This window comes from Roseofilum capinflatum BLCC-M114 (assembly GCF_030068505.1).
GTDB classification, from domain to species: domain Bacteria; phylum Cyanobacteriota; class Cyanobacteriia; order Cyanobacteriales; family Desertifilaceae; genus Roseofilum; species Roseofilum capinflatum.
This window is the reverse complement of sequence record NZ_JAQOSO010000102.1, coordinates 63,336-76,467: the sequence shown is the minus strand read 5'-3', so window position 1 is coordinate 76,467 and position 13,132 is coordinate 63,336. Positions and strand designations below refer to the sequence as shown.

Sequence of the window (13,132 nt, the reverse complement as noted above, 5' to 3'; positions counted from 1 at the left end):
CATTATCTCTGATTTAGGGATAATGACCACAAGTTTATTTTACAGAGCATTACCGCGAGGAAGAACCTCTTCGGGGAAGGTAAAGAACTGATGGGGTTGGTCAGCCGGAGCCATCCAAGCCCGAATGCCTTCGTTCAACAAGATATTCTTGGTGTAGAAGGTTTCAAATTCTGGGTCTTCTGCTGCTCTGAGTTCTTGAGATACGAAGTCATAAGCTCGCAGGTTCAGACCTAAGCCCACAATGCCCACGGCACTCATCCATAGACCGGTTACCGGTACAAAGAGCATGAAGAAGTGCAACCAACGTTTGTTGGAGAAGGCGATACCGAAGATTTGGCTCCAGAACCGGTTGGCGGTGACCATGGAGTAGGTTTCTTCGGCTTGGGTGGGTTCAAAAGCCCGGAAGGTGTTGGCTTTGTCTCCATCCTGGAACAGGGTGTTTTCGACGGTGGCTCCGTGGATGGCACAGAGTAAGGCTCCGCCGAGAATGCCGGCTACTCCCATCATGTGGAAGGGGTTGAGCGTCCAGTTGTGGAATCCTTGTAGGAAGAGGATGAACCGGAAGATGGCTGCGACTCCAAAACTGGGGGCGAAGAACCAGCTCGATTGTCCCAAGGGGTACATGAGGAATACGCTGACGAATACGGCGATGGGGCCGCTGAAGGCGATCGCATTATAAGGGCGAATGCCGACCAAACGGGCGATCTCGAATTGCCGCAGCATGAACCCAATCAGGGCAAAGGCTCCATGGAGGGCTACGAAGGGCCAGAGTCCGCCGAGCTGACACCAGCGAGCGAAGTTTCCTTGAGCTTCTGGGCCCCAGAGGAACAGCAGGGAGTGTCCCATGCTGTCTGCGGGACTCGATACGGCTACGGTGAGGAAGTTAGCGCCTTCGAGGTAGGAAGAAGCCAGTCCGTGGGTGTACCAGGAGGTAACAAAGGTGGTTCCGGTGAGCCAACCGCCGATGGAGAGGTAGGCGCAGGGGAACAGTAGAAGTCCTGACCATCCGATGAAGACGAAGCGATCGCGCTTTAGCCAGTCGTCGAGGACATCAAACCATCCTCTTTCACTGGGGGCGCGTCCGACTGCGATTGTCATTGAGCAAATCCTCTGACGTTACAAATTTAAATCAATTGCAGGGGATGAATTCCCAAAGGTTCCCTGAGCGGATTTTCAAGGGATTGACCACTTGGTGGTAAAATCCTTGAGTGTCTTTTCCTATAGAGGTTCAGACCTCTCCACTTTCAGGAACAGCCATTACTTTAATTAATTTGCCACTGGAGCTTTTACTCAGGGGCAAATTAATCTTTCTTAACATACCACAAGAAAGCAGAAAAGGCATCCAACTCCTTAAGGAGATTGGATTTTCCGCATAATATCTATAATAAACAATCTGAGGATTTTTACAATATGTCACACATATTCTCAGATTCTCTCAGAATAGAGAGGGGCTAGATGAGAGTTCCAAAGCGATCGCCTCCTTTCCATGCTGGACAAAGATTAAGGTAGAATCAGAAAGCACTCTTAATTTGGTATAGCGATCCAACTTCACCCAGACCTATGACGGCACAAGGAACCTCCACACCAACCAACAAAAAAGTTTTACACCAATCGATTCTCGGTTCGCGCCGACTGAGTAATTATGCTTGGGCAATTATTATTTCTATGGGCGCAACTGGCTTTTTACTGGCCGGAATATCGAGCTACACACAAATCAACCTCATCCCCTTTAGTAACCCCACTGAGCTAGTGTTTGTGCCTCAAGGCTTGGTGATGGGCTTATATGGTAGTGCAGGATTATTGCTGGCTTTGTATCTATGGCTGGTGATTCTGTGGGATGTGGGCGGCGGATATAACGAATTTAATACCGAAACGGGTAAGGCTCAAATCTTTCGTTGGGGTTTTCCTGGCAAAAATCGCCAACTTGATTTGACTTATCCCTTAGAAGATATTCAAGCCGTGGGCGTGATTATCAAAGAAGGACTCAATCCCCAACGGAAAATTTATCTGCGCGTCAAAGGAAAAGGTAATATTCCCTTAACCCGTGTGGGACAACCCATAAGCCTCTCAGATCTAGAAAACCAAGCTGCTGAGTTAGCCCGATTTTTAGAAGTACCTTTAGAAGGACTCTAAAAACTCCTGGCCGGTAGAATCTATGAGTAGCCTTGGTAACAGAAATTAAATCAATCTTATTCTATGCAACTTAGACCAAAATATTGGGTCATCTCGCTGATGCTCTTGAGTACATTGGCGATCGCCGGATGCAGTGGTAACCTCTCTGCTCCGGAATCGGATGGCTCCCCCACAGCCCCAGACGTTACCGCTTCCCCGGTTTCGAGTCCCGATCGCCCCTTTGAGGGGCTACCGACCTTGAACGGTCAAGCAACGGTAGCAATGACCGTTAACGGCTCCCCCATTACGATCAATGTCGATGGTACAAAAGCCCCAGTCACAGCCGGGAATTTTGTCGATTTAGTCGAGCGCGGATTTTATGATGGCTTGACCTTCCATCGGGTGGTGCGGGAGCCTCAACCCTTTGTGGTTCAAGGGGGCGATCCCCTAGGCAATGGAACCGGTGGATTTATCGATCCAGCAACGGGAGAAGAGCGGCAAATTCCCCTAGAAATCACCCCGGAAGGCGAGAGTGAACCGATTTATGGTCAGACCTTTCCGGCAGCTCAAATTACCAAACCTCCAGCACTTCAGCATACCCGTGGGGCAGTAGCGATGGCCCGATCGCAATTTCCCGATTCTGCCTCCTCCCAGTTTTATTTCACCTTGTCCGATCTCTCCTTTCTAGATGGCAATTATGCCGTATTCGGCTATGTTACCGAAGGCATGGACGCAATCGATCAAATTCAAGAAGGCGATCGTATAGAATCTGCTAAAGTCACCCAGGGTTTGGAAAACTTAAAACGGTAGTTGAATCAAGGGAAAGATCAAACGACCTATTCCCCATTCCCTATTCCCTAAATATGGCACGCAATCGATTATTCAGTCTATTCACTCGCGCCTTGCGTTTGGCCGCACAATCCAATCGCCGTGGAATTCCCCTTGATGAATGGTCAGAAATACAACAGCATCAGAACCGCCAAAGTCTAAAACGGCGTTCATTTCTCAAAAGTGCCGGAATCTTTGGCGGTGGAATGCTCTTGGCTGCTGGAGGTCAATCTCCCGGTGTTAATTTTTGGGCGCAAGATGTAACTGACCCCAAAATTGCCATTATTGGAGCGGGGATGGCGGGTTTGAGTGCTGCCTACCACCTGAAAAAAGCAGGCTACCGCGCCACCCTTTACGAAGCCTCAAATCGCGTCGGTGGCAGAATGTATACCGTTAAAGATGTGGTCGGTAAAGGTCTCTGGGTAAACTTGGGTGCTGAGTATATCAATAGCGACCATGAGGATATGCTGGCCCTAGCCCAAGAATTCCAGATTCCTTTGCTCGATCGCTTTGTCCCTGAAGAATTGGCTCTCAAAGATCTCTATTATTTTGATGGGCAAACGATCTCCGAAGCCAAACTCGCTGAAGCGCTTCTCCCCGTTGCCGAGCGAATTGCTGTTGATAGCGATCGCCTGGATGAAGATTGGGAGAATGTCAGTATTGAATTAGATGCGCTCTCGGTGGCTGAATATGGCGATCGTATCGGCCTATCAGGATGGTTGCAAGAATTCATCGAACTCGTCATGATTACTGAGATGGGACTCGAAGCCGATGACATCACAGCCCTGAACCTGATCTGGTTGCTTCCTACTGTGGATGAGCAAGGCAATGTAGAATCAACTGGATATTCCGATGAACGATATCTAGTTCAAAATGGCACGCAAGCGATTACCGATGCCCTGGCAGGAGAATTACAGAATCAAATTGAGACAGGAATGGCCTTAGAATCCATTCGGCAGCAGGGAGAGCGATTTAGACTCACCTTCAACTCTACCGATGTAGACGCAGATATCGTCGTTCTCGCCATTCCCTTTAGCGTTCTTCGTTCCGTTCCCATGGGTGTATCCTTGCCCCAGACCTTGCGCCAGTTTATCGACGAGGTAGGTTACGCCAATAATGTGAAAGTGACGGTCGGCCATAACCAACCCGTCTGGCGAGACCAAGGATTAAGCGGTCTGGGATATACCGATCTGCCCTTGCAAACCTTTTTTGAAGCTTCGCAACTGCAACAGTCTGAACTGGGAGCAATGACCTATTATCTGGGAGGAGATATTGGTTGGGAGAGTCAGCGCTACAGCGTTGAAGAGAATGCTCGTCTCTATACCGAAATGCTCGATCCTTTCATTCCTAATCTACTCAAAAGCTACAACGGAAAGGCCGCTCGCCTCCATTGGCCGACCTATGGTTATGCTTTAGGCAGCTATGCTTGCTTTAAGCCAAGGCAGTATACAGGATTTGCTCAACATCACGTTTACATCGAGGGCGAAGACGAGCAAAACGTTCATCACGGGCGCTTGATTTTTGCTGGAGAACATACCAGTGATGAACATCAAGGCTATATGAATGGTGCGGCACAGTCGGGACGTTTAGCCGCGAAAACAGTGTTAAGGCAGTTGGGAGTTATGGGATCTTCAAGCGCTTGAGTGCGATCGAGTTAGTCATCAGCACATCGTAGGTAAGGGGATTCCTAAGCTAAAGTGTTTTAAAGTACAATATAAATAGTATAAGTACAGCCTCGCACTTTATATTCTTACTCATTACTGGGGCAGCGCCCAGCGCTGTAGTAAAGCATGAAACTTGACATTGTTCTGGGGGATATACTCAATCAACCTGTGGATGTTATCGTCAATCCTTGGAATCGGAATCTGATTCCCTGGTGGTTACTTTTGCCTCAAGGCGTGTCTGGAGCCATTAAGAAAAAAGGGGGAACCTCACCCTTTAAGGAATTAGGGAAAATGGGGCCAATTCCTTTGGGTGAAGCGAGGGTAACCCATGCAGGTAATCTTCCGTTCAAAGCTATTATTCATGTGGCTGGAATTAATCTTTTCTGGGTGGCAACGGATTATTCAGTACGTGCCTCGACCCATTTTGCTATGACTGAAGTGATTCAAGGGGGTTATAAATCTGTCGCTTTTCCCCTGATTGGATCAGGATCGGGTAATCGGGGTAAAGAATGGAGTAAGTCGATTATGATGGATGAATTCAAGACGATTGACTATGATGGCCAGGTGATTGTGGTGGAATATAAAAAACCCCTATCTTGATGACAACTATTTACCCATTACCTATTACCCTTCTGCCGTGCGAAGCTAGATTAGTGACTGTAGACAATATCGGTGCGTAATACATACTTGATTCCCTGTTCGACTAGACATCCTTTATGCCATAATCGATGCTCGAAAATTAAGGCATGACCGATTTTAGGGGTAATCTTAATCCGGTCTTGTCGAAACTGGGTTTCACCTCCTTGAAAGTCTTCGCTCAGGAAGATCAATAGGGTGAATAAGGTTTCATTGCCCTCTACAGTTTGACGACCATCTTGGTGAATTTTAAAGTTCTGGCCTGGGGTATATCGATAGAAACGGAAATAGGGAGATAGACTAATCGCTTGTTTGCCTTCATAGATGGGTAAGGAATAGGAAGCGAGTTTATGCCATAATTCTTGGGCTAGGGATGGTGAATAGTCATTGACTCTGTGATTATTTCTAATGTTCGGTAAATGTTGCCGACCTTCATGGACTTGAATATCGGCTTCGGAGTAGCCCATTTTTTCAGATTGATCGATGAGTTGACTACATTCTTGTACAGATAGCAGGGATTCAAGGATCAAGATATTTTTGCTCAGTTCGATTATTTTCATATGATTCAGTAGGACTGCTGGCCAGTCTACTATAGTTAGACCTTAACTTCTGGGAGTGTGAACGGAACCATCAAGTTGTGGGATGTGGATTAGGATGATTTTGTACAATGGAGTCACCCTAAACCCCGATTAACCGAGAATATGTTGGATTTATCTAACTTTGGCCCCTTAGATTTAGTGATTCTGCAAACCACGTCCTTTTGTAACCTGGATTGCGACTATTGCTATTTACCCGATCGCCATCTCAAAAACCAGTTTTCTCTGGATCTGATTGAACCGGTGTTTCGGCGCATCTTCGAGAGTCCGTTTGTGGGAGATCGCTTTACCGTCTGTTGGCACGCAGGGGAACCCCTAGCTGTGCCGATTTCGTTCTATGAAACTGCCCTCGCTCAGATTGCAGAACTGGATCGAACTTTAAATTATACCGGGTGTAAAATTGGGCAATCCGTGCAAACCAACGCCACCTTAATTACTCCCGCTTGGTGTGACCTCTTCAAGCGCTATAACGTGCAAGTGGGGGTGAGCATTGACGGCCCCGATTTTATCCATGATGCCCATCGCAAAACCCGCACGGGACTGGGAACCCATCACAGCACCATGCGCGGCATTCGCCACCTGCAAGAACAGGACGTGCCGTTTAACATTATCACCGTGATTACGGAAGATTCCCTTGACCATGCTGATGAGCTGTTTGAATTTTTCATGGATAACGGTCTCACGGATGTGGGCTTTAATATCGAAGAATTAGAGGGGGTACACCAGTCCTCATCCCTCGCCAATACGGACGCTAGAAAGCGCTATAAGACGTTTATTCGCCGATTTTGGGATTTGACGGCCCAAAGCGGCGGAGAATTGAAGCTACGGGAATTTGAGCGGATTTGTAGTTTGATTTATAGTGGCGATCGCATCCCCAGAAGCGGTTTAACCACTCCCTTCGTAATTCTCAATGTCGATCATCAGGGCAATTTTTCCACCTTCGACCCCGAACTGTTAGCCATCAAAACCGCAGAATACGGTGATTTTATCCTCGGCAATGTCCTCACCGATAGCTTAGAATCCGTGTGCGAGAGTGAAAAATTCCAACGCATCTATGGCGATATTACGGCTGGGGTCGAACTGTGTCAAAATACTTGTCAATATTATGGCTTGTGTGGCGGCGGTTCTGCCAGTAATAAATATTGGGAAAACAAAACCTTTCGCTCCTCGCAAACCATGGCCTGTCAATATTACGAACAAATGATGACCGATTTAGTGGTTGAACGGTTAGAGGATTCTTTAGGATTAACTCATGTCTGATTTTCATCCCGTCTTTTGGCAATTACACAGTGACCTTCCTAGACAAGGCCCCGGTAATTTTGAAGCGACAAAACAGGCCTTTTCTCGTCTGAGTGCTTTACCTGACTGTCCCCAGATTTTAGATGTGGGGTGCGGCCCAGGACAACAAACCCTCGATCTGGCCACCCTGAGCCAAGGTAAGATTACTGCGGTGGATTTCTATCAACCCTATCTCGATGAGCTGAAGCAAAGATTTGAGAGTCAGGGATGGGGAGAGCGCTTAGAAGTTGTCTGTGCAGATATGGCCGACCTCCCCTTTGCAGCAGAATCTTTCGATCTGATTTGGTCAGAAGGAGCCATCTATATCATGGGGTTCGATCGCGGGTTGAGCAAGTGGCGATCGCTCCTCAAACCCGGAGGATACCTAGCCGTCACCGAAATTAGTTGGTTAAAACCTAATCCTCCCGCACCCGTCAAGGAATTTTGGCAAGAAGGCTATCCCTCCATGAGAACCCTAGAGGAAAATCAAGCCGCCATGGAAACGGCCGGTTATACCCTGGTTGATACGTTTACCTTACCCGAAAGTGCTTGGTGGACAGATTACTATACGCCCTTGGAGAACAAAATTAAGCAGCTCAAAATCGAGTATCAGAATGACTCAGAAGCCTTGCAAGTTTTAGAGGGCGAACAACAAGAAATAGACCTCTATCGCCAGTACAGTCAATATTACGGCTACGTTTTTTATATTGGACAAATCCAAAAGAATTAAACCAAACCAATATCCACAGGAATAATGGCTGGAATTACTTCTTCTGGAGTGACACCATTGATAATGCCTAAGACTTGATTGGTTTGAGTGATTTTAATAATTGTTGTATTGTTCAAACTCTCTAAGGTGACATCGGCTAAACTGAGTCCTCCTGTGAGACCAATAAAGTCTACACCTACTTGGAAATCTCCGACAATATCGGCTGAAGGAATATCATTGGCAACTGCTCCAGTGCGAAGGACAAATAGATCAATTCCTTCTCCACCAAAGAGGATATCTTGGCCTAAATCACCACTGAGGGTATCTTCTCCTTGATTTCCATAAAGGGTATCTTCCTGTTGTCCTCCAAATAGGATGTCATTACCCGCTCCACCAGAGAGGATGTCTCGATGTTGGTTTCCGAGGAGGGAGTCGTTATCGAGGTCACCAAATAAAACGTCGTTATCGCGATCGCCGTTTAAGGTATCGTTATCCTTGCCTCCATACAAGACATCATTTTGTTGTCCCCCATGTATCCAGTCGGCTTCAGTGCAACCATAGAGGGTATCGTTATCTTGGTTGCCGAACATATAATCACTGCCCCGATCGCCCGATACAATATCATTACCGCGATCGCCACTGATGAGATCATCATCTCGGCCTCCCCAGACCCAATCATCCTGTTGTCCTGCGAAAATGGTATCCCGTTCCGTACCCCCAAACATGAAGTCGCTGGCCAGGTTACCAAACAGAATATCAAAACCGCGATCGCCTGACACCACATCCCGACCCCGATCTCCAAACATGGAGTCATCATGTTGTCCTCCAAACATGAGGTCGGTTTGTTGTCCCCCATGCATGGTATCGTTGCCACGCCCGCCAAACAGCAGGTCATAGCAGGTATTCCCCATCAGGGAGTCATCCCCATCATCACCGGATATCGTGTCATTATGGCGATCGCCAAATACCGTATCCTCATGTTGACCACCGAACACCACATCATGGCCTTGTCCTGCGTGGACGACATCTCGGTTTTGGTCGCCATAAATCCAATCTCGGTGCATTCCGCCCATCAGGGAATCATTGCCCAGATTCCCCCGTACTGTATCGTTGCCTAAGTCTCCAAAGACCGTATCCGGGTGTTGCCCCCCAAACAGAATATCCCAGCCGCGACCGCCGTGAATGGTGTCGCTATTGAGACCTCCAAAGATAATATCCTGGTTGAAATGGCCCATGAGGGAATCATAGCCTTCTTCACCAAAGACCCAATCATTATCGCGATCGCCGATGGCCGTATCATTGCCCAATCCGCCCAACAGCCAATCATTCTGCTGACCGCCAAACTGAATATCATCCCCTGGGCCGCCAAAGATCGTATCGTTATCTTGGTCGCCCAGAAGAAGATCAGCACCTTCCTGACCCAGAAGAATATCATGATATCTGCCCCCATAAGCGGTATCATTACCCGTCCCAGCAAACACCGTATCATCCCCTTGATAAGCCATGATCAAGTCATAGCCACCATAGCCATAGATGCGGTTATTCACATGATCGGCTCGCAACAATTCCGCCTGTTCAGTGCCGAAAAAGTTTTCTTCGGCGATCGTATAATTCACCCGCGCTTCCGAAGGGGCATAAAACTCCCAAGGCTGATCGATACAATCCAGATGGGCCCCGATTCCTAGAATTGCCCCCCAGTCAAATCCCAAAAACGACAGGGTTGAAGTAGTCTCTATCACTTCAGTAATGGTTTGCCCAGCGCTTGATGGCACAAAACTGCCAATTGGAATAAACGGTGGCACACCTCCATCCGGTTGGGGAGTCACCCCTGCTGTTTCTCCCACCACAGGCAGGGTAATCACCCCAGGAACCGCGCTCACATTACCCCGTTCATCCGTGGTCAGAAATGTAAACGTAGCATCTCCGGTAAAATTCGGATTAGGAACAAACGTCAGTTGACTCGCTTGCTCTGGAGTGAGCAGTTGTCCCGCGACAACCGGTTCGCCATTCAGGAATAACGTCCCCTGTTCTGGCGTGGGTGGAGTCCCAATCGTAAAGAAAGAAACAATTCCATCCGGGTCTGAACCCGTCAGAGTTGGTACAGACGCGGGTTCGGTAGTGCCTTGAGCGATGGGTTCACTGGTGGCTGGATTCGCCACAGGAGGAGCTGTCGGCCCTGCCCCGATAATGGGGATGGTAACCGTCGCTGGGGCACTCTCATTGCCATCATTATCAATGGCGGTGAATGTAAATTCTGCATCCCCCGTGTAGTTAGGATTGGGGTCAAAGACCAGTTGCGCCGCTTGCTCTGGAGTAAAGGTTTGTCCCGGTTTTACCGGTTCTCCCTTGTACAACAGAGTTCCCTGTTCTGGGGGAATGATTGACCCCAGTTTTAAGAAAGCCACATTTCCATCGGGGTCAGTTCCCAGGAGGCTAGTGACTGGACTGGGAGTATTATTCGGAACAGGATTATTCGGAGTTGAAGAGGCGATCGGGGGCAGTCCCGGTGTTGCCCCTTGAATGGGTAGAATAACCTTAGCTGGAGTCGGATCTGTATTGCCCTTAGTATCCGTCACCGTATACTCAAACGTCGCATCTCCAGTAAACCCAGGAGTCGGGTCAAAAACTAACTGTCCAGCCTGCTGTGGCGTAAACGTTTGCCCTGGCCGCACTGGCTCCCCATTGTAGAACAAAGTCCCTTCCTCTGGACTTGGCAAATTCGTTACCGTAAAGAACGAGACATCACCATCTGGGTCAGTCCCAATCAACGTCGGAACTGGACTCGGTTCATCATTTGGACGTACTGGCCCACTCCTATCCACCGCCTCCGGTGGGTTAGTTATTGTTGCCGCTTCAATAGGTAGCGTAACAGTCGCTGGTGTTGGGTCAGTATTACCCGCCTCATCTGTCGTCGTATAGTTAAACGTCGCATCCCCAGTAAAATTCGGGTTGGGGTCAAACACCAGTTGTCCAGCTTGTTCTGGAGTAAACTTATCGCCCGGTTTAACCGGTTCCCCATTATAAAACAGAGTCCCCTGCTCAGGAGTCGGCACACTGGTTACCGTGAAGAACGAAACATCATTATCCGGGTCAGTTGCCGTCAAAGTAGGAACCGGACTTGGCTCATCATTCGGACGCACCGGCCCATTCTTATCCTGCGCCTCTGGCGGGTTAGTAGTGGTCGGCCCTACAAATGGCAAGGTAACCGTTGCTGGTGTGGGGTCAGTATTACCCGTTGTATCCGTCACCGTATAGTTAAAAGTAGCATCCCCAGTAAAGTTGGGGTTCGGGTCAAACACCAGTTGCCCTGCTTGCTCTGGAGTAAACGTATCACCCGGTTTCACCGGTTCCCCGTTGTAGAACAGAGTCCCCTGACTCGCCGGCGGAATGGTGGTTACCGTGAAGAATGAAACATCACCATCTGGGTCTGTTCCGGTCAACGTCGGAACTGGCGAAGGCTCATCATTGGGTCGATTTTCTGTGATTTTATCTTGCGCTGCTGGCGGGTTAGTGGGAGTAGGAGCCGTAAAAGGCAGGGTAACCGTCGCTGGCGTGGGGTCAGTATTACCCGTTGTATCCGTCACCGTATAGTTAAACGTCGCATCCCCAGTGAAATTAGGGTTGGGGTCAAACACCAGTTGTCCAGCTTGCTCTGGAGTAAACGTATCACCCGGTTTAACCGGTTCCCCATTATAAAACAGAGTGCCTTGCTCAGGAGTCGGCACACTCGTCACTGTAAAGAAAGAAATATCATTATCTGGGTCAGTTCCTGTCAAAGTTGGAACTGGACTTGGCTCATCATTGGGACGTACCGGCCCATTCTTATCCTGCGCCTCTGGCGGGTTAGTCGTCGTTGGCCCTACAAATGGCAGGGTAACCGTCGCTGGCGTGGGGTCAGTATTACCCGTTGTATCCGTCACCGTATAGTTAAACGTCGCATCCCCAGTGAAATTGGGATTGGGGTCGAATATCAGTTGTCCAGCTTGCTCTGGGGTAAACGTATCACCCGGTTTAACCGGTTCCCCGTTGTAGAACAGAGTCCCCTGACTCGCCGGCGGAATAGTCGTTACCGTAAAGAACGAAACATCACCATCCGGGTCAGTCCCCGTCAGCGTCGGAACCGGAGACGGTTCATCATTGGGTCGAGTTTCTGTGGTTTTATCCTGTGCCTCTGGTGGGTTAGTAGGAGTTGCCGCTACTAAAGGCAGGGTTACCGTTGCTGGCGTGGGGTCAGTATTACCCGCTTCATCAGTCACCGTGTAGTTAAACGTCGCATCCCCCGTAAAGTTGGGGTTCGGGTCAAACACCAGTTGTCCAGCCTGTTCTGGAGTAAACGCATCACCCGGTTTAACCGGTTCCCCATTGTAGAATAGGGTTCCCTGACTCGCTGGCGGAATACTCGTTACCGTGAAGAACGAGACATCATTATCCGGGTCTGTCCCGGTGAGTGTCGGCACCGGAGAAGGTTCGTCATTCGGACGCACCGGCCCATTCTTATCCTGCGCCTCTGGGGGAGATGTGGGGGTTGGTTCGACTACTGGGATGGTAACTGTAGCTGGAGTTGCGTCGGTATTACCATTGTTATCGGTTGCCGTGTAGTTAAAGGTGACATTGCCAGTGAAGGTGGGGTTGGGGTTAAATACCAGTTGCGCTGCTTCCTCTGGAGTCAGTTGTTGGTTAGCCGTAACTGGGTTGCCATTGAGTAAAAGCTGCCCTTCACTGGGATCGGGAATACTGGTGATAGTAAACGATGTAATGGTATCCCCAACATCTGGATCGGTTGCTGTCAGAGTGGGAACTGGAGCAGGTTCATCATTCGGAATTGTTTCAGATAGCTTATTTTGAGTATCTGGTGGGTTATTGCTTACATTGGTCACCGTGGGGGTAACGGTGCCTTCGTTATTGGTTTCGTTACTTTCGGCGATGGTGTTGTTGGGGTCAACCACTGCCGTGTTGGTGAAGGGGTCACTGGCGGCGGCGGTGACCGTACCGATGATTTCCAGGGTGGCCGTGCTACCGGCGGTGAGAGAGCCTCCGGTGAAGGTGACGACTCCTCCCGTTTCACTGGCACTGAAGCCAGCTTGGGTGGTGGCATTGGAGTAGGTGAAGCCGGTGGGGAGGGTGTCTTGAACTTCGATACCGGTGACATCAGCGCCAGGGTTGGCGTTGCTGACGACTAGGGTGTAGGTGAGGGGGTCTCCGGCACTGACGTTGCTGCTGCTGGCGGTTTTGGTGATGCTCAGGTCGGGGGGAGTGGTCACCGTGGGGGTAACGGTGCCTTCGTTATTGGTTTCGTTACTTTCGGCGAT

Annotated in this window: 9 protein-coding genes; 6 read left to right on the top strand and 3 right to left on the bottom strand. The window is 49.2% G+C overall.

Annotation, left to right across the window (positions count from 1 at the left end; all coding sequences use genetic code 11):
* Positions 1-39: 39 nt before the first annotated feature.
* Positions 40-1,098, bottom strand: coding sequence for a photosystem II D2 protein (photosystem q(a) protein) (psbD, locus tag PMG25_RS19905; protein WP_283765204.1), 1,059 nt, complete (start codon positions 1,096-1,098; stop codon positions 40-42).
* Between the two features lie 462 nt (positions 1,099-1,560).
* Between psbD and PMG25_RS19900 the strand changes: the two genes are divergently transcribed.
* The 4 genes from PMG25_RS19900 to PMG25_RS19885 all read left to right on the top strand — a co-directional run bounded on the left by PMG25_RS19900 (position 1,561) and on the right by PMG25_RS19885 (position 5,204).
* Complete coding sequence (locus PMG25_RS19900; RefSeq protein ID WP_283768642.1) at positions 1,561-2,133, top strand: photosystem I assembly protein Ycf4; 573 nt, start codon at positions 1,561-1,563, stop codon at positions 2,131-2,133.
* A 63-nt stretch (positions 2,134-2,196) separates the two neighbouring features.
* Positions 2,197-2,922, top strand: a complete 726-nt coding sequence (locus PMG25_RS19895; RefSeq protein WP_283768641.1) for a peptidylprolyl isomerase — start codon at positions 2,197-2,199, stop codon at positions 2,920-2,922.
* Positions 2,923-2,975: 53 nt separating this feature from the next.
* Entirely contained in the window at positions 2,976-4,583 is a 1,608-nt protein-coding gene (locus tag PMG25_RS19890; RefSeq protein ID WP_283768640.1) for a flavin monoamine oxidase family protein, read from the top strand.
* A 147-nt stretch (positions 4,584-4,730) separates the two neighbouring features.
* Complete coding sequence (locus PMG25_RS19885) at positions 4,731-5,204, top strand: macro domain-containing protein (RefSeq protein ID WP_283768639.1); 474 nt, start codon at positions 4,731-4,733, stop codon at positions 5,202-5,204.
* Between the two features lie 50 nt (positions 5,205-5,254).
* On the opposite strand, the gene PMG25_RS19880 is transcribed toward PMG25_RS19885, so the two are convergent.
* Complete coding sequence (locus tag PMG25_RS19880; RefSeq protein ID WP_283768638.1) at positions 5,255-5,800, bottom strand: 2OG-Fe(II) oxygenase; 546 nt, start codon at positions 5,798-5,800, stop codon at positions 5,255-5,257.
* A gap of 141 nt (positions 5,801-5,941) precedes the next feature.
* Between PMG25_RS19880 and grrM the strand changes: the two genes are divergently transcribed.
* Both grrM and PMG25_RS19870 read left to right on the top strand, forming a co-directional pair.
* Positions 5,942-7,096, top strand: a complete 1,155-nt coding sequence (gene grrM / locus PMG25_RS19875) for a cyclophane-forming radical SAM/SPASM peptide maturase GrrM/OscB (protein WP_283768637.1) — start codon at positions 5,942-5,944, stop codon at positions 7,094-7,096.
* Positions 7,089-7,844, top strand: coding sequence for a class I SAM-dependent methyltransferase (locus PMG25_RS19870; protein WP_283768636.1), 756 nt, complete (start codon positions 7,089-7,091; stop codon positions 7,842-7,844). The genes grrM and PMG25_RS19870 overlap by 8 nt, the downstream gene beginning before the upstream one ends.
* Here PMG25_RS19870 and PMG25_RS19865 read toward each other — a convergent pair.
* Positions 7,841-13,084: an Ig-like domain-containing protein gene (locus tag PMG25_RS19865; RefSeq protein WP_283768635.1), complete on the bottom strand. Its 5,244-nt coding sequence runs from the start codon at positions 13,082-13,084 to the stop codon at positions 7,841-7,843. The two genes, PMG25_RS19870 and PMG25_RS19865, sit on opposite strands and share 4 nt — an antisense overlap.
* Positions 13,085-13,132: the final 48 nt, after the last annotated feature.